The sequence below is a fragment of the Streptomyces sp. NPDC052721 genome, from assembly GCF_040678315.1.
In the GTDB taxonomy this organism is placed as follows: Bacteria; Actinomycetota; Actinomycetes; order Streptomycetales; family Streptomycetaceae; genus Streptomyces.
Map to the genome: position 1 here is coordinate 24,831 of NZ_JBFATL010000025.1, position 20,644 is coordinate 45,474.

Below are 20,644 nucleotides of genomic sequence, written 5' to 3' on the forward strand. Positions count from 1 at the left end.
TGCTATGGAGGCTGCGGACCCGCCAACCGCCGGATATATATCGAACGATCGCTAATGAATTGCGCATCGGCATAAGACGGGTCGGCGAACCCTGTCACCCGCCGACACGTCAGCTTCGAGCACACGTCCCATGACCACAACGGAGAAGACGAGCATGCATAGCCCCATGTCCACGAACGGTGTGCCCAGCGGGCCGGTCGACGCCGGCCTCAGAGTCGATCCGGTCGCAGCAGCGGCCGCTTTGCAGCCGCTGCTGCGGGAGCACGCCGCTCGCGGTGACAGCGACCGCGCTGTACCGGCCGAGGTCGTCCGGGCACTGTCCGACGCCGGCATCTTCCGGTTGTTGACACCGAAGCGGTACGGCGGTCAGGAAGCTGACCTGGGCACTCTGACCGGCGTCTCGGAGGTGCTCGGTGCAGCCGATGGCTCGGCGGCCTGGGTCGCAATGATCATTTCTGTGACGAACTGGCTGGCTTGTCTCTTCCCGGACCAAGCGCAGGAGGAGGTGTTCGGTGCCGACCCCGATGCGCGGGTGACCGGCGTGGCGGCGCCAACGGGTGTCGGAGAGCGGGTGCCGGGCGGCTGGCGGGTCACCGGCCGCTGGTCGTACAACTCGGGTGCTCCCTACGCAACCTGGGCGGCAGTCGGCGCACTCCTGAAGGACGAGAACGGTGCGGTCGCGGACCAGGCTCTGGTGCTGATTCCCGCGTCGGAACTGGTCATGGAGGACACCTGGCACACAGCCGGGATGCGGGGTACCGCCAGCAACACCCTTGTGGGAAAGTCCGTGTTCGTTCCCGAGCACCGAGTCCTGTCGGTCCCGACGGCGTCCGAGGGGGTCTACCCCCGTACGAACCGCGAGGAGGCGCTGTACGGCGCCTCGTTCGGCCCGATGTTGCTGTTGTGTCTGCTCGGTCCGCTGCTCGGACTGGGCAAAGCGGCTCTGGACGCGGTGGTGCAGGCGGCCGCCTCCAAGCCGCTGTCGTTCACCGTCCACGGCCGGCAGGCGGACTCGGTGGGCATCCAACTGCAGGTGGCCGAGGCGGCGATGAAGATCGAGACAGCCCGGCTGCACACACACCGCGCGACCTCGCAGGTCGACCAGGCGGCCGCTGCCGGTCCGTTGGACTACCCAGCGCGCGCCCACCTCAGAGCTCAGGCGGGCTATGCGGCTCGCCAGATCCTCGAGGCCATAGGCATCCTGTTGGACGCCCACGGCGCCTCCGCGTTCGCCGAGACAACCCCCTTGCAGCGCATTTGGCGCGACGCGAACACCGCAGCACGACACGCCGGGCTGATCCCTGCCGTCGGCCTGGAGGTCTACGGCAAGACACTACTGGGGGTGAACGAGCGAGTGAGCCTCATGGTCTGACCCGGAATCGCCGCTGATGTCTCGCGGCAAGGAGAGGCCCTCGAGTCGACGGGACCAACCCTGCTAAAGCCCACACATAGGAACACACCCGGAGAGCGCCATGTCCGAATACCAGACACTGTCAGACATCGAAGAGATCAAGAAGCTCAAGGCGCGCTACTGCCGTTTCGTCGACACGCGCAACTGGCAAGGGCTGCGGGACCTGTTCACCGATGACGCCCGCTCTACCCTCGGCGGCGACGACGAGTCAGTCGAGGACTTTATCTCCCTCGCCCGGGAATGGCTGGGCGATTCGACGAGCGTGCACAGCGTGAGCATGCCGGAAATCGAGATCACCGGCCCTCGGACAGCCCGCGGTATCTGGGGCATGGAGGACATCGTGACCTTCCCCAGTCACCCCGGCGAGGCACCCAAGGGCATCCACGGCTGGGGACACTACAAGGAGGAATACCGCAAGGTGAACAACCGCTGGCTGATCCACCGGATGGACCTCCAGCGCCTGAGGCTCGGCCCTCTTGAGGGCGGATTCCCCGACGACTGACAGGCACCGACCAACCACGTGACCTACGCGGCGGGTGGGTGTGGAGGGTGTCCCGATCACCACGACAAGGCGCCGAGCTGGATATGGGCCTGCACGCGCAGGTCACACCAGTCGCGCCAGGACGAGTACGTGCGTGCCCCTCTCAACAGCAGAAGGGTGCGGAGCCGGTGGATAGCGGCTCGGCTCGCCGGGTCCGTAGCAGCACTGGGCCGCGACCGAGGTCCCTGTGGTGGGATCTGCCCCCCTGATGACGGAGGTGTCCACGCCGTCCCCGAGTACACGCGCAGGGCGGCCTCACGCAGAGCCGGCCGCGTCCTCGCGACGTCCAAGTCCCAACACGCCGCCGCGAGGCGTTTGCCCGCGGACACGTCTCCTTCCTCCACAGCTCCACCGCGTGTTCATCGCATGCGAGTGCAGACGGTGATCCGCCGGTACTTCGGGGGCTGAGCCTGTCGGTGGCGACGGTGCTCAAGGACTTCTTCGGCTAGGACCCCGGCCCTTCGTACACAGCGCTGCGCCCGACACCCTCACGGGAACGACCCGAATCGATGCCTCGGCCGCAGCATGCCATCGCATCACAGCAGCATCTTGCGACGACATCAAGGAGAGCACATGAGTTTTCCCTTCCCTGTTCCCGACAAGAGCGACCCGCGTTGGACGCGCGAGGAGGGGGTCCACGTCCGCCGGGGCGAGGGCACCGCTCGCTGGCTCGCCGGCGACACCTACACGATCAAGGTGACTGCTGACGACACCAACGGTGTCCTGGGATTCGCCAAGGCCGTCGTCCCGCCGGGTGGCGGGCCGGTCGCGCACGCCCACGGCAACGAGGACGAGGCCTTCTACGTCCTGGACGGTGAGCTGGAATTCCTCCTCGGTGAAAGGATATTCACCGTGAGCAGCGGTGACTTCGTCTTCGTTCCACGGGATACGCGTCACCGATTCAAGAACGTGGGTGACAAGGACGTGACTTTCCTGTTCATGTACACCCCGGGTGGACACGAGCGCTTCTTCATCAGGTACGGGGACGCGCCCGTCGAGGGGGAGACGTCTCCCCTCTGGGGGCCCGAACGGTATGCCGCCCTGGTCGACGGCCTACTCGAGGAGAACGTGACGATCCTGCCTGAGGGATAAGCCCGAAGGCGCGGAACTCGGACCCAGCCTGCGACCGAGCCGACGGGACCCAAGAGCGTTCACCACCGGCCATATGAAGACCACCGGTCGGATGCACCTGACCTGGATCTTTCGTGAGGTCCGTCGACGGAGTCGGCGACCCTTTCGCTTTCCGGGGCGGGTGGTGGGCAGGCCGGCCCGGCCGTCACGTCGGGTGGGTGCCGGGTTCCTGTGCGGGCCCGGTGTTCCCGCGCCGACGGATCGCCGTGACGAGACCTGCACCCAGCGTTGCGGCACCTGCGGCCACACCGACCATGATCCAGATACGGTCGCCGGTGGCCGCGAGGCTGGGAGAGGTCACCGAGCGCAGGCCTGCCGCACGCTCTATGAGCCGGGCCATGGCCTCGGGGTGCGAAACAGGAACCGCGTGCGATGACGGTACCTCGACTGAGACGGCGTTGGCCCTCTTCGCCATCCAACGCTGCGCCGCGGCCGGGATGTTCTTGTCGTCGCTTGCGATCAGGTCGAACGAGGGAATGTCCTGCCACGCCTCTCCGCTTGCTCTGTCTTCAAGGGCTTGAGCGGCCACGGGACGTTGGGTGGCCGCCATGACCGCGGCCTTCGTCGGGGCGACGTCGGCGGCAAACTGCTTGTGGAACAGTTCCTGCTTGATGTACAGGTCCGTTCCGGTACCGCCGCCAGCGAGCGGGAAGGGTACTTGTGTCAGTGTCTGCCCCAGGGTACTGCCGGGGTATTTGGCTGCGAGTTCGCTGGCGCTCTCGCCCTTCGCCGGAATGAAACCGGCCGCGAATACCAGCGCTTTCACGTTCGGGCTGCTGAGAGCCGCCTCGTTGATGACCGCACCACCGTAGGAGTGACCGACCAGCACAACGGGGCCCTTGATGCTGCGCAGTACGCTCGCGGTGTAGGCACCGTCGTACTGCAGCCCTCTCAGCGGGTTGGCCGGAGCCATGACCGGATACCCGGCGGCCCGCAAGCGCTCGACCACCCCGGTCCAGGCGGATGCGTCGGCGAACGCGCCGTGCACGAGAACAATGGTGGGCTTGTCACCGGTCCGCGGTGCAGTGCCGTCGGCGAAGGCTGGTGACACCGCCGCGCCGCATGTCGCCATACAGGCCGCAAGCAGGCCCAGGCTGCGTATGAAACCGCCATGGGCCCTGGACTGGGATGCGCTCATCTGCCCGCCTTCCTTGTCGTCTCCGGCTTCCGATCGTCGGAGTGCCCTCCCCTAAGGGCACTCCGAAACGGGCATTCGAGTGACAGGCGGGCTGCCGGTTCACAGAAGAGCCGCGAAAGCTTCAGGGGCGCGCTCCGGGCCGAGTGGTGAGCAGCCGACGACACCGGTTCGCCCTCCTTATCCGCTGCGACGGAGCGCCTCGGCGCTGCTCCTTCCACACAGCACCGCGTGCTTGAAAGCCAAGCCCGCGGTCAAGCCGGACAGGTGCAGGTGCCCGGCTAGGGTGACGCCGGTGATCGGGAGCACCCGCACGCGTGCCGCCGCTGCTGCGGGCGGCGCCGCCCGCCAGGCTCCCCCAAGCCGTCCTGGCCGCCGACCCGGTGGTGCCGGGGCGCGCTGCCGTCGGTCACCCCGGCAGGCTCGTCATCCTGATGACACTGCTCAAGATGGTTACTCTTTTCCTCTGATCTGTGGCCCGCCTGCATGGTTTTCGTGTGATAGGCAAGACCGACCGTCGATCGGCAACACGGCGCCGCCTCTGCCCGGCGCCAACTGCCCCTACGCCATCGCGTACCACTGCGTGGGTGTGGCCGACTACTGGCTGGGCCATGTGGTCGAGGGACGTCACGTCGACCGCGACCGGCCGGCCGAGTTCACGGCGAAGGGGGACGCACAGCGCCTGCGGAGGGAGGCCGACGCGCTCTTCGCGCGCCTGGAGGCGGACCTCGACGGGACGCTGCCGTCCGATCCGCCGCGCAACGCGCCTCCGGCCGAGTTCGAGGGCCCGGAGCGTCCCTTGAGCGTGCAGGGCGTCCAGCTCCACGTACTGGAGGAACTGGCCCAACACCACGGGCAGGTGCAGATCACCCGGGATCTCCTGCGAGCGGGGGAGTCCGCGTGAACGCCGTACCGGGGTCGGGACGTTCCCGGCTTCGACGATCTCGGCCTCGACTGGCTGCGCGCTCGCGGCAGCGTGAAGTGGCACCGCCCGGAGCGGGACGTCCTGCCGGCGTGGGTGGCCGACATGGACTTTCCCACCCCGCCGCCGGTGGTGGCCGCGCTGCGTGAGGCCGTCGACCGGTGCGATCTCGGTTACCGGGACTGGCCGGACGGCAGTCCGCTGCGTATGGCCTTCGCCAAGCGGATGGCCGAGCGGTTCGGATGGGCCGCGTCGGGGCACCGCGTGCGCGAGCAGACCGACCTCATCCAATGCCTGCAACTCGTCCTCCACCTCGCCACGTCGGACGGCGACGCGGTGGCGGTGCAGACGCCCAACTACCCGCCGTTCCTGGCGACGTTGCGGACGATGAACCGGCGGATCGTGCCCGTTCCGATGCGGACGGCGGTGACGGCTGGCGCATGGACTTCGCCGCCCTGGACACCTCGGTGAAGCGGTCCGCCTGCAAGGCGCTCGTCCTGGTCAACCCGCACAACCCCACCGGCCGGGCGCTGACGCGGCACGAACTCGGCGAGATCGCGGCGATCGCGCGACGACACGACCTGCTCGTCACAGCGACGAGATCCACGCCGAGCTGACCTACGCCCCCCACCGGCACATCCCTTTCGCGAGCCTGTCCGACGACGCCGCCCGCCGCACGGTGACCCTGACCTCCGCCACGAAGGCGTTCAACCTGGCCGCCATCCGCTGTGCCGTGACGCACTACGGCCCGGACCGCCTCCTCGCGCTGCGCGACGCGCAGCCGCCCGACCTGTACGGCACCGTCTCACCGCTCGGTGTCGTCGCCACCCTGGCAGCGTGGGAGCACGGCGACGCCTGGCAGCGCGATCTCCTGACCGTACTGGACCGCAATCGCCGGCGCGTCCACGAGGTGCTGCGCGACCGGCTCCCGCAGGTCCGCCACCACCTGCCCGAGGCCACCTACCTGGCATGGCTGGACACCCGGCCGCTCGGCCTGGGCCAACCGCCGGTGGAGAAGGTGCTCCGAGACGGCCGGGTCCTGCTCGACGGCGGTTCCTCCTTCGGCCCGGAGGCCGACGAGTTCCTCCGGGTGAACTTCGGCACCTCGCAGCAGGTGCTGGACGAGATCCTGGCCCGAGTCACAGCCGCGCTGGGCGGCCGGGAGGGGTGACGAAGGTGCCGGACGTCACCTGGCAGCATGGATCCGTGGATGACTTCGTGTTCGTCAGCGGGCGGCTCTCCCTCGACCTCGCGGGCACCCTGCTCTGGCGACGAAGTCGGCGCATCGAACTGCTGTGCTGTCCGGACGACCTGCGACGCTGGTCCACCAGGCCGGACTGCTCGACGCGCCCGGTCCACTGGACCCCCGCGCCCTGTCGAGGACGTGCCGTCTCAGGGAAGCTGTGTACGCGCTGATCCGCGCATGGCCCCTGGCACCGGCCGCGGACAGCGCGGTCCGGGAAGCGCTCGCCGAGGTGAACGAGGCGGCCCGTCTGCCGCTGCCGAGGCACCAACTCGAGGAGGCCGGTCATCTGACCCGTACCGGAGGCGTCGACGAGGTGCTCGGCGCGGTGGCCCGGGATGCCCTGGACCTGCTGAGCGGTGCCGACTTCGCTCGCCTGCGGGAATGCCTCAACGAGGACTGCACCCGCCTCTTCGTGGACCTGTCGCGGTCCGCCAACCGGCGCTGGTGCGGCATGGCCGAGTGCGGGAACCGACACAAGGTGGCCAACTACCGCAAGCGGCGGCGGCAGGGGGCCGGCTGACGCTACACCGTGGCGCGTGGACGTGAGTCGACCGGAGTCGACTCAGATGTTCAGGTGTTAGGCAGTTTCCGTCACACGGATCGGAGCATCGGCTGGGCCTTCGATGCAGGGTCCGCGCCAGCGGCTCTTACGGCGGGCGAGGCTGGGGCAGCACTGGCCGGCTGACCTCGTGCATGCGCACCGGCCATCGGTTGCCGTAGCGGCGCAAACCAGGTGCCCGCGTCGTTCTGCCGCCTGATCGGACAGACCTGTCTGTTAGAGTTCGGGTGACGAATCCGAGGGATCCAGGAGAGGTCGGTGTCTGCCATGCCTGCCACGGCCAAGCATCTCCCGGCGCGAGAGCGCATCCTTACGACGGCGGAAGAGCTGTTCTCCGCCCATGGGCTGCGCGGCGTGGGTGTCGACCGCATCATCGCCGAATCAGGCGTCGCCAAGTCCACCCTGTATGTGCACTTCCCGTCCAAGGATGAACTGGCCGCTGCCTATCTGCGGCGCGCCGACGTCTCCTGGCGCGGCAAACTACGCGCCGCCGCGCTGGCTGCCGGCGACAATCCCCGCGATCAGCTGGTGGGTCTGTTCGACGCGGTCTCCGCATCCTACGAGCGGCACGGATTTCACGGCTGTCCGTTCATCAATGCCGCCGCCGAGAGTGAGCAGGGAAGCCTCCCGCACGCCGTGACCGTCGAGCACAAGCGAGCGGTGCGTGCGTGGGTGCGCGACCTGGCCGAGGCGGCCGGGGCCGACGACCCCGACCAGCTGGCGCTGCAGCTCACCCTGCTGGTCGACGGGACCCTGGCGGCCGGCAGGCTCGAGCAGGACCCGGCCATGCCCGCCGCCGCCAAGGAGGCGGCACGGCTCGCGGTCACGCGTTCCTGCCCGGCTCCTGCCACCACCTGACCCTTTCAGGCCCTCATGTCTCCCTCTCGGGGCGCATGAGGGATCGTCAGATCAAAAGAAGACAGACCTGTCTGTTCGAAAGGAAATCTTATGACCTCCTCCCGCCCCGCGGTTGCCGCCACCATGCGCGCGGTCGTACTGGAGCAGTTCGGCAGCCCACTGACCCTGAGCGAGCGCACGACCCCTGTCGCGGGGCCGGGACAGGTGCTGGTACGGGTAGCGGCCAGTGGCGTGAACCCGCTGGACACCAAGATCCGGGCCGGCAAGGCCGCCCACGCACGCAGCCGGCTCCCCGCCGTCCTCGGACTGGACATGGCCGGTGTGGTCGAGGCCGTCGGCCCCGAGGTCACCGGCTTCGCCCCGGGCGACGAGGTGTACGGGCTCACTGGCGGCGTTGGCGACCTGCAGGGGTCGCTCGCCGAATACGCGGCCGTCGACGCCCAGCTGCTCGCGCACAAGCCGGCTTCCCTGAGCCTGCGGCAAGCGGCGGCACTGCCGCTGATCTCCATCACGGCGTGGGAGGGACTGGTGGACCGGGCACAGGTGAGGTCCGGCCAGCGGGTCCTCGTCCACGGCGGGGCGGGCGGCATCGGGCATGTGGCCATTCAGATCGCCCGGGCGCGAGGAGCCGAGGTCTTCGCCACCGGATCGGCCCGCAGCCTGGAGACCATCGCCCGCCTCGGAGCGACGCCAATCGACTACACAACCACCCCGGTCGAGGACTACGTCGCCCAGCACACCGGCGGTGAGGGCTTCGACATCGTCTTCGACACCGTCGGCGGCGAAACGCTGGACGCCTCCTTCACCGCGGTGCGTACCTACACCGGTCATGTGGTGAGCGCCCTGGGCTGGGGCACCCACAGCATTGCGCCGCTGTCGTTCCGCGGGGCCACCTACTCGGGAGTCTTCACGCTGCTGCCCATGCTGACCGGCCGAGGCCGGGAACACCACGGGGAGATTCTGCGGGAGGTGGCCGCCCTCGCTGATGCCGGGGCGCTCATGCCCATGGTCGATCCCCGGCATTTCACCCTTCGTACGGTCCACGAGGCCCACGAGGCGGTGGAGAACGGAACGGCCGCGGGCAAGATCGTCGTTGACGTCGCGGAGTGACCCCTTGGCTCCCCGGGCCCTGGGCGGTGACGCCGGGCCCGGGGCCTGAGGCAGCGGTGCGGCAGCCGGATGTCCCCGTGCTTGTCACTTACGGCGAGAACACGAGGGCGAGGCTGTTGGCGGTGAATATGTCCATGTACTTTCCGTGGCTGTACACCGGGGTGAGCGGCCAGGTGTCGATGAGGCTGCGGATTGCCGCCGCTGATCTTCTCGGGCTTGCCTGGACCGGTAGAGCGTCCTCCATGACGCCCATGCAACTGAGCGACGAAAGTGGGAGTTCATCGGGCCGTACCGGTTGCGACGGCGGTTCGAAGGCGTGATCTGGCGGTTCAGGACCGGCGGGCAGTGGCGGGGAGATGCCGCAGGAGTTCGGCGCCTGGTGGACCGTGCACAACCGCTTCCGGCAGTGGCGCGACGCCGGCGTCTTCAAGGGCCTGGTGGGGGGGGCCTTGATTGGGGCAGCAGCACAGCGGGGCATCGTGGACCTGACCCTGGTCAGCGTCGACTCCACCACCATGCGCGTCCACCACGACGCTGCCGTCATGCACCTGGACCAGGCCCTCCTCACCGGTCAGGCCGGCGAGCTTGGCGCGTTCTTCCTCAGCGGATCGTTCCAGCTTGATCAACTCATCGGATAGCTGGACCACGGCACGGATGCTAAGCGGCCCGCTGCGCGTGCCGACGATCGGACTTACCCCCCGCTCGGCATCCAGCCAGAGGCGTACGACCCGAAGCTGGACGTCGACTTCACCCCGCTGCGCGAGCAGGACCACCTGGCCTCTGCCTGTTTCGGCACAGCCGCCTGAAGCGGGCAAAGCGAGGTAGGCACCATGAAGGCGTGGACGACCGACGTCAGTTCCTCGAGGGCGGGATGAACGACCTGTTCGTTTCGTCTACGGGACCGGAAAAGACGCGAACGGAGCTGCGGCGGGATGCCCGTTCGCCAGTGTTACTGAAGCCGCCGACCGTACTCTGAAATTGGCATGCCAGAGCCAACGGAGGTGGGCGTGGAGCTCGGGGAACTGATCGCGGGCCGTTACGAGCTGCTCAAGCGGCTGGGCCGGGGTGGTATGGGCGAAGTATGGGCCGCACGGGACCGCACTCTCCACCGTGACGTCGCGATCAAACTGCTCGACCTCGACGGGGCCGGTCACCCGGAACTGCCCCAGCGGTTTGAGCGCGAGGCGGTGGCTGCCGCGCAGATCAACCATCCGAACGTGGTTGCCCTGCACGACCGGGGGGTCCACGAGGACATGCTGTTCCTGGTCATGGAGAAGGTTGAGGGTGCGACGCTCAGCGAGCACATCTATACCGAGCAGCCCATACCCCTGGCCCGGGCCCTGGAAATCGCCGGCGGGATCTGTACGGCTCTGGCAGCCGCGCACCAGGCCCACGTCATCCATTACGACATCAAGCCGCAGAACGTGATGCTCACCCCGGACGGCCGGGTGAAGGTCGTGGACTTCGGGATTGCGGGGTTCGTCCAGGCCACGTTCACCGTGGCACGCTCCTCCCAGCTGACTCCGGCAGGCACCGTGGAGTACGGTGCGCCGGAACAGTTCCTCACCGAGCGCGGCGACGAACGCTCCGACCTGTATGCCCTCGGCGGCGTGCTCTTTGCCATGCTCGCTCGTCGACCGCCGTTCACCGGACACAACGGCATCGCGGTCATGCGGCGCAAACTCGACGAAGAAGCGCCACGACTTGATTCACTCCGCCCCGACCTACCCACTCAGCTGACGGCGCTCGTTGCCGAGCTTCTGCAACGCGATCCTGACCGACGCCCCCAGTCGGCCCAGCAGGTCCATGAACGTCTCCGGCAACTGCAGGCGGCCTTTGACCCGACGAATGAGGGAACGTCGGACCTGCCGACCACGGTTGTGCAGCCGCCGCGCACAGGCGCCACGCAGCAGCCGCCCGGGGCGGACGGTCCGTTCTCCATCTCGTGGACAGGAAAGGAGCCCAAGTCCGCCTACAGCGACACTCGGCCGCTACGTGCCCGGATCATCACCTTTGCGATCCTGTTGCCTGTGGCGATGGTGGGCGGTTTCATCTTGGTGGCCAAGGGGATCGCGCGGGCTCCCCACGCCGAGGGCTTGGGGATAGCGGGGTTATTCCTCATCCTCTTCGGAATGTTCATGCTCCTGGGCCTTCTCACGAACATCCCTGACAAGTCCGCCTGGTCTTTGAGGGTTGGGCCGCTGGGCATCAGAACCACCAAGGGTCTGACCAAGCATGAATACCTGTGGAACCAGGTGCAGACGTTCGCCATCGAAGAAGTCGTCAGTAGCACCTATCGATGTAGCGCCGGTCTCCATGTGAAGTTCGCGAAAGGCAGTAAGTCTCGTAACCAACTCCGCCCGCCAGGGTGGCCGTACGGACAGGATGTACTCCTCCGCAACGGGATGGTTCCAGTCTGTGTCCTCGGGCCGATGACAGACCAGCAGCGGACCGCGCTGAAAGAAGCCCTCGCCCGATACGGTCAGAGTAAGAGCGACACCGAAGCCTGGGGTGAATGAGCACCTGACCAGCCAAGGCGCCGACCCGGCCAAGAAGATCATCGGACCCACGGCGCGGCACCGAGCACGGCTCCGGCCTCGGCGTCTACCGATGGGTGGTCGAGCGGACCTTTGCCTGGCTCCACGGCTTCCGCCGGTTGCGTGTGCGCTGGGAACGACGAGCAGACATCCACGAAGCGTTCCTCAGACTCGCCTGCTGCCTGATCACCACCGGCAACTGAACTGATTGTGTTAGCCGTTGTAAGAAGGGCGGAGAGGTGCCGGCCGACGTGCACGCCGCCCTGACTGTCCTCGTCCAGCGCGACGCCACCCGCGACAAGTCCTTCTCCTCGACCTGCGACACACCCACTGTCCGGCATCGAACTCCCGCCTGGCTACCGTGACTCCGACCCCTACGCAGCGCCCACCGACGTTCTGACCGGCGCGGACATGTGGATCGGCGCCAACCTGGCCGACGCGGACGTGGCCCTCGGGAGCATCGGAACGGGAATTAGCGTTAGCGGGATGATCTTGATTCCGGTTCGGTGACGTGACCGTTTTGCCTCGTCAGCGGGCTCTACGCGCCCGCGCCCGGGGCCGGGTTGGCGGACGTCGGCCGAAGCTCACCGAGGACCAGGCCGCGCTCGCCCAACGGCTCTACGGGGAGCGGGAAAACACGGTCCAGCAGATCGCCGACATGTTCGGCGTGCCGCGGTCGACGGTGTACGGGCACCTCGACAAGACCAGGACCGTGCCTCGCCAGCCGAAGAAAACCGCGGTCACGAAGCCCTGAAAGCTACCGGTGGGTTACTTGTTCCCTGGTGTCCGAGCTGGGACTCCGGGGCCGAACAGGGCTTACCAAGCTCCCAAACGTCTCAATTTCGCCTCCACCACACCTTGGGAACCATCCCCCACGCATGCTAGCTTCCCGGATTCCGAACTGCCGTGACACAACGGCAACTTCGAGACAACAGGCATGTCTTCGGACATGGCTTCAGACATGGGAGGCCCCATGAACAGAAGCGCCGCCGTGCCCCTCGGCGCGGCCTTACTCCTTCTCCTCGGCACGGCCGTGCCCGCCGCCGCGGGAACCCCCGGCGACGGCGCGGCCACCGACGGGGAGACGCTCTACCGCGACAACACGGTCGACGTCTCCTACCGCCAGGTCGCCCCCGGCGACGCGGCGTGGAGCCAGGTCCCGGCCGCCCTCCGCGGCAGAGCGACGGAGGACTCGTACGTCGCCCGGCTCCAGCTCGAGAACGTCTCCGATCACCCCGTCTCCAAATGGTCGCTGACCTTCGAGCTCTCTGACCGCATCACGGACACCTCCGCCGCGAAGCTCGCCGCCCCCCAGGACGCGCGCACGACGCTCCAGGGCGTCGGCCCCACGAACACCCTCCAGCCGGGCAGGACCGAGACCGTCTGGTACCGCGCCGAGCCCGGCGCCGAGGCCGATACCCCGACCTGGGCGTCCTTCGCCAAGCACGGCATCTCGCCGACGGAGGACACCGACGGCGACCGCCTCCCCGACGACCTGGAGGTGCGCGCCAAGCTCGACCCCAAGTCCGAGGACACCGACGGCGACGGCCTCTCCGACTTCGCCGAGCTCGGCTACCGCTTCAGCAGCCCGCTCAAGGCCGACACCGACGGCGACGGCACCAAGGACGGCGCCGAGGACCCCGACAAGGACGGCCTCACGGCCGCCCGCGAGCTCAAGCTCCGTACCACGCCCACCCGCGCCGACACCGACCAGGACGGCCTCGCGGACGCCCGCGAGCTGAAGCTCCGCACGGAGCCCACCAAGGCCGACACCGACGGCGACGGCGTCCAGGACGGCGAGGAGACGAGGCTCAACACCTCCCCCCGCGTTAAGAACTCCGCCTTCGACGTGACCCGCCGCGCGGACGGCGGCGCCACCGCCGCCGAGGCCACGCTCAAGGGCCTGCGCGCCAAGCAGGTCGGCGGCTTCCAGGTCACCAGGCTCCCTGCCGAGCAGCGGGAGTTCCCGCAGTCCACTCCGGGCTACCTCGGCAACGGCTTCCAGGTCTCCGCCCCCGCGGACGGCGCCGCAAGGCTCACCTTCCGCCTCGACCCCGACCGTACGCAGGGCACCGCACCGGCCCTCTACCGCTACGACGAGAAGGCCCGCCACCTCGTCAAGCAGTCGGGCCAGCAGCGCAGCGGCAGCACGATCACGGCCACCGCCGACGGCTCCGCCAAGTACGTCGTCCTCGACAGCCACGCCTTCGACAAGGCAGGCCCCAAGGCCCCTGGCAAGCGAATCCTCTCCGACGGCCCCGGCGACGGCGGAGACCCGGGTGACCCGCCCCCGACCGACATGCTGATCCACCAGTCGTCCTTCCGCGAGGGCCGCCGCAAGGCCCCCGACCCCCAGCACCCGCCCGTCCCGGCCGACCCGCGCGTCGCCGACGACCTCACCTTCAACGACTACAACTTCGACGAACTCACCGACCTGGGCTGGGAGTTCTGGGTCGCCCGCATCACGCCCGAGTTCTTGATGTGGGCCGAGTTCAACGACATCATGAACTTCGGCAAGGTCGGCGCCGACGCCGACTATGCCCAGTCCGTCGACGACCTCCGCAACGCCTTCCGCTACGGCCGCGGCGGCCAGAGCGCGGGCACGGTCACCGTCGACGACAACTTCGACCCCGGCCGCTACCTCTACCGCGGCTCCGGCACGGCCCTCTCCCGCGCTGTCGGCGCCTCACCGCAGGAGAAGACGTACACCGACAAGGCCGTCCAGATCATCAAGCAGTCCCTCATCGACAACCAGGGCCGCACCGATCAGCTCAAGGTCCAGGAGGACCTCTCCAAGAACTTCCTCTTCCAGGAGTTCCTCCGCCAGGACGTGAAGTACCCGGTGTACGACTTCTCGCTCTGGGACGCCAACCAGCGCGCCCTGTCCATCGCGATCCACCAGTTCCACGGCCACACGATCGCGCTGAAGGACTACAAGGTCGAGGGCAACTCCTTCTCCGGCAAGCTCGTCTTCCACTCCTACGACCACTTCGGTCTGGACCCGGACGACGAGATCACGGAGTACGGCTTCATCGACTGGTTTACGCTCCAGCACTATGACCGGTTCGACGGGAAGTACCCCCCGCCGATCGCGCAGGCGGACATCGAGATCCCCATCAGCGGCACGTTCTGACCTCGCCGACCTGATGCCCCACAGGCGCTCGCCGGGCCGGGTCCTGGTCGTCACGCTGCTCGTCGTGACGGCCGGGTACCTGGCCTGGCGGGCCGCCGTCCTCGCGGGCCTGGAGGCCCACTTCGGCAGCGGCTTCGACGAGCAGCGCTTCAACCGGCTGCAGCAGGAGTACGACCGCCGCGAGGACGCCTTCGCCCGGGCCGACGCCCGGATGCGGAAGCTGATCGCGGAACACCCCCGTGCCGAACGCATCGACTGGAGCCGGTACCGGACCTGCGTCCGCGAGCCCGGCCGCCCCTCCGACACGTGCACGACGACGCCCCCGCGCGACCAGAAGGTGTACGACGCCCTCTGGGGCGTCAGCGTGATCCTCTACCAGCGCAAGGACGAGGGCCGCACGTTCTACCGCTTCTACCACGAGGACCCCCCGCGCTACACGATCATGCGCGCCCCCGAGGACACCGCGGAGGAGGCCGAGGAGTACGCGGACGCCCACGGCTTCCGCTCCACCCGCCCCCTCGGGCCCGGCTGGACGATCCTCGGCCCGATCGACGACATCGGCCGCGAGGAGAAGCAGTTCCCGTAGGAGGGCTCGCGGAACGCTTCGCCGGGAAGCAGCAGGCACGAGAGGAGACCGCCACCCCAGTGAACACGTTACTGACCACCGCCGACCGTGTCATCGCAGGGCCCCGCGGACCGGGTGACCGCCGACGGCGCCGTGCTCGTCGACGAGAGCACCGGCGCCGTATCCGCCGTCGGCCCCGCCGCCGAGCTGGACGCGACGGTGGATGTGTTCGCCTACGCCCGGGCCGAGGGCATCGAGCTCCGCTTGGACGCCACCGGGATCCAGGTCCGCAGGCCACCGGCCGGCCGTGGCGGGCGGCGCGCGTTCATCTCGGGCAAGAAGAAGCAGAACACGAGGAAGGCCACCGTTCCGGCGTGGTCCTGGGACGGCCGATCGGCCGCGGCACCCGTAACCGGGACATGACCTGGGTGAAGGCGGGTGCGTCGCCGGCCTGGCCGGGCGTGAGCACGAAGGCCAGCGGCTGGCAGTGGCTGTCCGCGGCGAGGTGGATCTTGGTGGTCAGTCCGCCGCGGGACCGTCCGGGGGCATGGTCGGTCGGCTCGCCGGCCGGGGCCCCTTTTGACGGGCCCCGGCGGCGTGCTGGTGGGCTCGGACGACGGTGGAGTCGACCGCTACGACCCAGTCGAGGTCGCCTTCGGAGTCTGCCTGGGCGAGCAGGGCGGTGAAGACCTTCTCCCAGGTGCCGCCGGCGGCCCACCTCCGCAGGCGATCGTGGGCGCCTTTCCATGAGCCGAAGTGTTCGGGCAGGTCCATCCACGGCGTCCCGGTGCGGTACTTGAACGCGATCGCGTCAATCACCTGCCGGTGATCACGCCACCGCCCTCCCACTTCGGAGTCCGATCCGGCAGCAACGGCTCGATCCTCGCCCACGGGGCGTCAGTCAACGACACACATCAACCAACGATCAGATCATCCGAAGGAAACGGCCTAGCCCCGTGCTGGGCAGGGCGGCCCAGCGAGGTCGTAGAAGCAGCGGCGGGTGCGGCCGCCAAAGCCGGTCTCGGCGGCGACCCGGCCGGCCTTTCAACAGCCGCGCGCTCGGTTTCGCACAGGCGGACGAGATGCCTTCACGTCCGCAGGGCCAGGCCGGCCCCGACGCTGGGCGCCTGCTTGACCTGGGGAAAGCGGGTGCAGCCACTGCCACTGGCCGGCCCCGGCGTACCGCCCTTACTACCTGTAGAAGACGGCTACGCCTCCATGGTGCGAGCATGCGCCCTGGTGGTGCGCGGCGTAGGAGTACGTGCCGTCATTGCAGAGAGCGGTGGCGCCGTTCCCGGCTCCGACGGAGCCCCCCGAGGAGCTGGAGCTGCCGCCTCCGGACGAACCGCCTGACGAGCTGCCGCTGCTCCCAGAATTTGCCGCGGCCGTGTGGGCGGTGACGGTCACCTTCACTTTGACCGTCTTGGTCTCGGTCACTGTCGGCGCGGGTTCCGGCGTCGCCGTTTCCGTGGCTGTGGCAGTTGCGGTGACCGTGGCCGTCGGCCGCACCTTGTCGGCTGCCGGCTTTGCATCGCTGCCGGTGTTCTGGTCGCTGGCGCCTGCGCCGATGCCGAGGAAGAAGGCGAGGCCGATCGTGGGCAGTACGTACCGCTTGCGTGCCCACTTCGGGGCGGTTCTGACGGGCGGCTGCTGCGGCGTGGTGTACGGGTTGCTCATGTGTCCCCCCAGGACGTGCCAATGGCGCGAACGCTAGCGCCAGTTGTGACTCATAGTGTGCTGGTTGTGTGCAGGTGTGGCCCATTCGTGACGTCCCTCGGGGTCGATGCCAGGACCCCGCTGGGCTCCAGAGTGAGGGCGACGCGACAGCCAGTTGTCGGCAAGGGACGTGGTCCGCGGGCCGTCGTTGGGCCAGGCGTTGTTACGTCCGTCTCGACACAGGCCCGCTCTTTCGATGCGGCCGCACGTGCGTGCCTGACCTTGCCGTCGAGTGTGACGGCGCTGCCGCTGTCGGTGCGAACCATCGTCCCGGCCACCCGTCGGTGGCTCGGCGGGTGGTGGGTAGTCTCTCCTCTTCCTGGCACTATCGGCGCCGTCTCGACTACGCCGTGAATGTCTGTGTCATCGACCCATGGGGAGAGTGGATGTTCGCGCGCGTTTTCCTGTGCGTGGCAGGACTGGGCCTGAGCCTGGTTGCGGTGTTGTTGGTGACGTCCACGGAGACGGACGCGACCAGCCGTGAGGGTGTGGTGAGTGTGGCTCACAGAGCCGGTGCCCACGCGGCCCCGGAGAACACCCTGGCCGCGATGGATACGGCGCGAGCACAGGGAATTGACTGGCTGGAGAACGACGTACAGCGCACCAAGGACGGCACACTGGTGGTCATTCACGACAAGACCTTGTCCCGCACCACCGATGTCGAGGAGAAGTTCCCCGAGCGTGCGCCTTGGAAGGTAGGGGACTTCGCCTGGGCGGAGATATCCACGCTGGACGCCGGCGGCTGGAAGGGCAGGCAGTGGGCGGGGGAGAGGATACCGACCCTTCAGCAGTACCTGCGCCGCGTGGACAGCAACGGCCAGAAGCTGGTGCTTGAGATCAAGTGGCCGGAGATCTATCCGCGGCTCGCCGAGGACACGGTGAAGGAACTCGGCCGGCTGGGCTGGCTCGAGGGCGACCGGGTGACGGACCGGCTGATCATCCAGGCCTTCAACACCGGCACCCTGCAGACCGTGCGCGCTCGTGCTCCCCAGGCGCGCACTGCCCTGCTGTCGCGTGAACCGGCGGTGAAGGACCTGGCGGGGTATGCGAAGGTGGCCGACCAGATCAACATGAAGTACCTGAAGGTGACTCCTCGCTACTTCAAGGCGGCCCATGCCCTGAAGGGCCCGCACGGGCAGCGGCTGAAGGTCTTCATCTGGACGGTGGACGACCCCAAGAGCGCGGTGGAGTTCGCCCGCGGTGGCGCCGACGGGTTCATCAGCAACCGCCCTGATCTCGTGCAGCAGGCTCTGGCCGACGCGCACTACGCCGGCGGCGCCGCGAACTGAGAACCCGGGCGGTCGTCAGCGCTTCTACAGGCTCGCGTCGGGACGCCCGATAGCCAAGGGGGCTGACGCAGGCGTCATCTGCTTGGCCCACGGCGGACAAGAATGCCCGGACATGAGCGCCGGATGCAGGCCTGGATACCCAGTGCGTGCCCTGCGGTATTCCCGGGCAGATGTGCGGGCGGTACCGGTCTAGGTACGCCGGCGGTCTGGCCGTCCTGGCCGACCAGCTCGACGGCACCTTCAGCGGGCTCGGCTGACCGGACCGGCGCTGCGCCGCCGCCTCCCGGCCGCGGGCGGATCGGTCCGCGGCCTCGCTCACGCCGCGACCATGTGGGCCCGGGCGGACGGGCGGTGCAGGGAGTCGTCGGGCCGAGCCACGCGGGTGGCGAGCCGGAGACGGGTGGCGGTGGCCGCGCACCGGAAGGCGTAGATCCGGTGTAGGACGGCTTCGCGCTGCGCGGCGGACCCGGTCGGGCCGTCGAGCACGAGGTCCATACGGTGGGACTCCTCGGGAGAACCGTCGGGGGCGAGGTGGGTGACGCGGAAGGAGCACCGCAGGAGACCGCAGGCCGGCAGGCGCAGCAGGCGGCAGCTGATGTAGCTCTCGGGGTAGTGCACCTCGATCGTGTCCTCCACGCAGGACATGCGCTGGGCGGGGGCGACGCGCGGATCGCACATCATGAGTGCGAAGCGCGGGGCCAGTCCGCGGACCAGGACGGGGCGCGGCCGCGGCCGCGCCACAACGGATTCGTTCATGTGTCTCACTCCTCGAGGATCGGTGCCGTAGTGAGCCCTGCCGAGGACGCCGGGCGCCGGACTGGCCGGCGGGCCCCGCGGTTCAGGGGGCGGCCGTGCTCTGGAGGTGGGTGCCGTCGTCGGTGGCGGCCGTGCTCCGTGGGTGGGTCTGGTCGTCGGTGGCGGCTGTGCTCCGGGGGTGGGTCTGGTCGTCGGTGGCGGCTGTGCTCCGGGGGTGGGTCTGGTCGTCGGTGGCGGCTGTGCTCCGGGGGTGGGTCTGGTCGTCGGTCGCGGCTGTGCTCCGTGGGTCAGTCTGGTCGTCGGTCGCGGTCATGCTCCGGAGGTGGGTTTCCTCACCGCTCCCTGCCATGCTCCGGGCGTGGGTGCCGTCGTCGGTCGCGGTCGGGCGCCGCAGCCGGGCGGTCATGGCCTGACCCAGGCCGTCGGGTCCCGTGTGGACGGTGTTCCAGCGGGCGCAGTGGTCGAGACCGCGTCGCGTACCGTCCTGGTGGACGAGGTCGAGGGTGCGCTTGATGCCCTCCATGACGTGCGCGGGATGCCGGCGCAGGTCGTCGGTCAGTTCCCGGGCCGCCCGGGACAGGGCAGCCGCGTCCGGGTACAGGTCGTTGACCAGGCCGATGCGCATCGCCCGGGCCGCGTCGATGGTGCGGCCGGTGAACGCCAGCTCCCGCAGATGTCCTTGGTTGATCAGCAGGGGCAGCCGTTGCAGCCCGCCGAGGTCGGCGACGACGCCCAGCTCGGCCTCCGGCAGGGCGAACCGCGCGGTGCGGGTGGCGTAGCGGATGTCGCAGGCGCCGGCCAGTTCGAGGGCGGCCCCGGTGCACTCGCCCTCGATGAGCGCGACGACCGGTTTGGGGCAGTCGGCGACGGCGCTCACCGCCCGTTGGAGGAGGCGCACGTCCTCGTCCATGAAGGAGGGGTCCCCCGAGCGCTGGGCCCGCCGCAGTCGTACGACGTACCAGCGCAGGTCCATGCCCACGGAGAACGTCCCGCCCGCACCCGTGAGGGCGATGGCGCGGATGTCGTCGCGTCGGCGGGCACCTTCCATGAGGGCTCGCAGCTCCTCCCAGAAGGAGCCGCCGAGCGCGTTCCCCGTGCCGCTGCCGACCACGGTGACGAGGGCGAGTCCGTCCTCCACCGTGACGTGGAGGGGCGCGTCGCTCATCGCGCGTGCGCCGCGAACGCGGGGGCCGGGACCGGGGCCGGTACGGCGGGAGTCATGCGGTACAGCACCTCCGGGGGATGGGCCTCGCGTTCCTCCTCACCTGCGAAGTCCTGGGCGGCGAACAAGACTTCGGTGTGGATGTCGAGGCCGCGTTCGTGGGCGAACCTGCGCAGCATCAGGGCGACCGCGCGGTTGCCGGGGTTGACCGTGGTCTCCACGCAGGTGACGCCGTGGCCGGCGGCCCGCTCGGCCAGCTCGTGCATCATCCGCACGGCCAGGCCCGGGGCGCGGTGACCGGGATCGACAGCCGACTGCCAGGCCATCAGAGTGTCGGGGCGCGAAGGGCGGATGTAGGCGGTGACGAAGCCGATGATCCGGCCGTCGCCGGTCTCGGCGACCACGGACGTTCCGGCGAAGTCGCGGAACCAGAGGTGGTAGTAGTACAGGCTGTTCGTGTCGAGGATGTCGGAGTCGCGCACCAGTCGCCAGACCGCCGGAGCGTCTGCCGGACGAGGGGCGCGCAGGGTGACGTGCGGCGTGAGGGAGTCGTTCATGAGGTCCTTTCGGTTA

The 20,644-nt window shown here is 68.8% G+C and carries 20 protein-coding genes and 4 pseudogenes; 18 read left to right on the top strand and 6 right to left on the bottom strand.

Annotated elements, in window-relative coordinates; translation table 11 throughout:
* Positions 1–166: 166 nt before the first annotated feature.
* The 3 genes from AB0L21_RS23205 (at position 167) to AB0L21_RS23215 (ending at position 3,044) form a co-directional block, all read left to right on the top strand.
* Positions 167–1,372, top strand: a complete 1,206-nt coding sequence (locus AB0L21_RS23205; RefSeq protein WP_365786095.1) for an acyl-CoA dehydrogenase family protein — start codon at positions 167–169, stop codon at positions 1,370–1,372.
* Positions 1,373–1,472: 100 nt separating this feature from the next.
* Positions 1,473–1,913 carry a nuclear transport factor 2 family protein gene (locus AB0L21_RS23210; RefSeq protein WP_365786097.1) on the top strand — a complete coding sequence of 147 codons (441 nt, stop codon included), beginning with the start codon at positions 1,473–1,475 and terminating at the stop codon, positions 1,911–1,913.
* Positions 1,914–2,525: 612 nt separating this feature from the next.
* Entirely contained in the window at positions 2,526–3,044 is a 519-nt protein-coding gene (locus AB0L21_RS23215) for a cupin domain-containing protein (RefSeq protein WP_365786099.1), read from the top strand.
* Between the two features lie 184 nt (positions 3,045–3,228).
* Here AB0L21_RS23215 and AB0L21_RS23220 read toward each other — a convergent pair whose 3' ends face one another.
* Positions 3,229–4,155 carry an alpha/beta hydrolase gene (locus tag AB0L21_RS23220; RefSeq protein ID WP_365709274.1) on the bottom strand — a complete coding sequence of 309 codons (927 nt, stop codon included), beginning with the start codon at positions 4,153–4,155 and terminating at the stop codon, positions 3,229–3,231.
* Between the two features lie 358 nt (positions 4,156–4,513).
* On the opposite strand from AB0L21_RS23220, the gene AB0L21_RS23225 reads away from it, so the two are divergent.
* The 14 genes and pseudogenes from AB0L21_RS23225 to AB0L21_RS23290 all read left to right on the top strand — a co-directional run.
* Complete coding sequence (locus AB0L21_RS23225) at positions 4,514–5,122, top strand: DinB family protein (protein WP_365786101.1); 609 nt, start codon at positions 4,514–4,516, stop codon at positions 5,120–5,122.
* A 123-nt stretch (positions 5,123–5,245) separates the two neighbouring features.
* Positions 5,246–5,611, top strand: coding sequence for a hypothetical protein (locus tag AB0L21_RS23230; protein WP_365786103.1), 366 nt, complete (start codon positions 5,246–5,248; stop codon positions 5,609–5,611).
* Positions 5,581–5,757, top strand: a complete 177-nt coding sequence (locus AB0L21_RS23235; RefSeq protein WP_365786105.1) for an aminotransferase class I/II-fold pyridoxal phosphate-dependent enzyme — start codon at positions 5,581–5,583, stop codon at positions 5,755–5,757. The genes AB0L21_RS23230 and AB0L21_RS23235 overlap by 31 nt, the downstream gene beginning before the upstream one ends.
* Positions 5,758–5,792: 35 nt before the next feature.
* On the top strand, positions 5,793–6,311 hold the full coding sequence (locus AB0L21_RS23240) for an aminotransferase class I/II-fold pyridoxal phosphate-dependent enzyme (protein WP_365786218.1): 519 nt from the start codon (positions 5,793–5,795) through the stop codon (positions 6,309–6,311).
* A gap of 124 nt (positions 6,312–6,435) precedes the next feature.
* Entirely contained in the window at positions 6,436–6,906 is a 471-nt protein-coding gene (locus tag AB0L21_RS23245) for a CGNR zinc finger domain-containing protein (protein WP_365786107.1), read from the top strand.
* Between the two features lie 306 nt (positions 6,907–7,212).
* Complete coding sequence (locus tag AB0L21_RS23250) at positions 7,213–7,803, top strand: TetR/AcrR family transcriptional regulator (RefSeq protein ID WP_365710748.1); 591 nt, start codon at positions 7,213–7,215, stop codon at positions 7,801–7,803.
* A 90-nt stretch (positions 7,804–7,893) separates the two neighbouring features.
* Entirely contained in the window at positions 7,894–8,913 is a 1,020-nt protein-coding gene (locus AB0L21_RS23255; protein ID WP_365786109.1) for a zinc-dependent alcohol dehydrogenase family protein, read from the top strand.
* 292 nt (positions 8,914–9,205) lie between these two features.
* Positions 9,206–9,479, top strand: a pseudogene (locus tag AB0L21_RS23260) (transposase); the annotation flags it as partial.
* A gap of 441 nt (positions 9,480–9,920) precedes the next feature.
* Positions 9,921–11,432 (top strand): protein kinase, encoded by a 1,512-nt coding sequence (locus AB0L21_RS23265; protein WP_365786111.1) that lies wholly within the window; start codon positions 9,921–9,923, stop codon positions 11,430–11,432.
* 50 nt (positions 11,433–11,482) lie between these two features.
* Positions 11,483–11,653 (top strand): annotated as a pseudogene (locus tag AB0L21_RS23270) (transposase); the annotation flags it as partial.
* Positions 11,654–11,961: 308 nt separating this feature from the next.
* The gene (locus tag AB0L21_RS23275) at positions 11,962–12,204 is read left to right on the top strand and encodes a helix-turn-helix domain-containing protein (protein WP_365786113.1); all 243 of its coding nucleotides are present in this window, start codon (positions 11,962–11,964) and stop codon (positions 12,202–12,204) included.
* A 219-nt stretch (positions 12,205–12,423) separates the two neighbouring features.
* Complete coding sequence (locus AB0L21_RS23280; RefSeq protein ID WP_365710766.1) at positions 12,424–14,583, top strand: DUF3289 family protein; 2,160 nt, start codon at positions 12,424–12,426, stop codon at positions 14,581–14,583.
* Positions 14,584–14,596: 13 nt separating this feature from the next.
* Complete coding sequence (locus AB0L21_RS23285; RefSeq protein WP_365710768.1) at positions 14,597–15,169, top strand: hypothetical protein; 573 nt, start codon at positions 14,597–14,599, stop codon at positions 15,167–15,169.
* 201 nt (positions 15,170–15,370) lie between these two features.
* Positions 15,371–15,544: pseudogene (locus tag AB0L21_RS23290) on the top strand (IS5/IS1182 family transposase); the annotation flags it as partial.
* On the opposite strand, the pseudogene AB0L21_RS23295 reads toward AB0L21_RS23290, so the two are convergent.
* Positions 15,516–16,059: pseudogene (locus AB0L21_RS23295) on the bottom strand (IS5 family transposase); the annotation flags it as partial. The pseudogenes AB0L21_RS23290 and AB0L21_RS23295 sit on opposite strands and share 29 nt — an antisense overlap.
* Positions 16,060–16,339: 280 nt before the next feature.
* Positions 16,340–16,825, bottom strand: coding sequence for a DUF3761 domain-containing protein (locus AB0L21_RS23300; RefSeq protein ID WP_365786115.1), 486 nt, complete (start codon positions 16,823–16,825; stop codon positions 16,340–16,342).
* Positions 16,826–17,076: 251 nt separating this feature from the next.
* Between AB0L21_RS23300 and AB0L21_RS23305 the strand changes: the two genes are divergently transcribed.
* Positions 17,077–18,153 carry a glycerophosphodiester phosphodiesterase family protein gene (locus AB0L21_RS23305; RefSeq protein WP_365786117.1) on the top strand — a complete coding sequence of 359 codons (1,077 nt, stop codon included), beginning with the start codon at positions 17,077–17,079 and terminating at the stop codon, positions 18,151–18,153.
* Between the two features lie 315 nt (positions 18,154–18,468).
* On the opposite strand, the gene AB0L21_RS23310 is transcribed toward AB0L21_RS23305, so the two are convergent.
* The 3 genes from AB0L21_RS23310 to ectA form a co-directional block, all read right to left on the bottom strand.
* The gene (locus AB0L21_RS23310; protein WP_365786119.1) at positions 18,469–18,909 is read right to left on the bottom strand and encodes a hypothetical protein; all 441 of its coding nucleotides are present in this window, start codon (positions 18,907–18,909) and stop codon (positions 18,469–18,471) included.
* 82 nt (positions 18,910–18,991) lie between these two features.
* Entirely contained in the window at positions 18,992–20,074 is a 1,083-nt protein-coding gene (locus tag AB0L21_RS23315; protein ID WP_365786121.1) for an enoyl-CoA hydratase-related protein, read from the bottom strand.
* Entirely contained in the window at positions 20,071–20,628 is a 558-nt protein-coding gene (gene ectA, locus AB0L21_RS23320; protein ID WP_365710778.1) for a diaminobutyrate acetyltransferase, read from the bottom strand. The genes AB0L21_RS23315 and ectA overlap by 4 nt, the downstream gene beginning before the upstream one ends.
* Between the last annotated feature and the right edge of the window lie 16 nt (positions 20,629–20,644).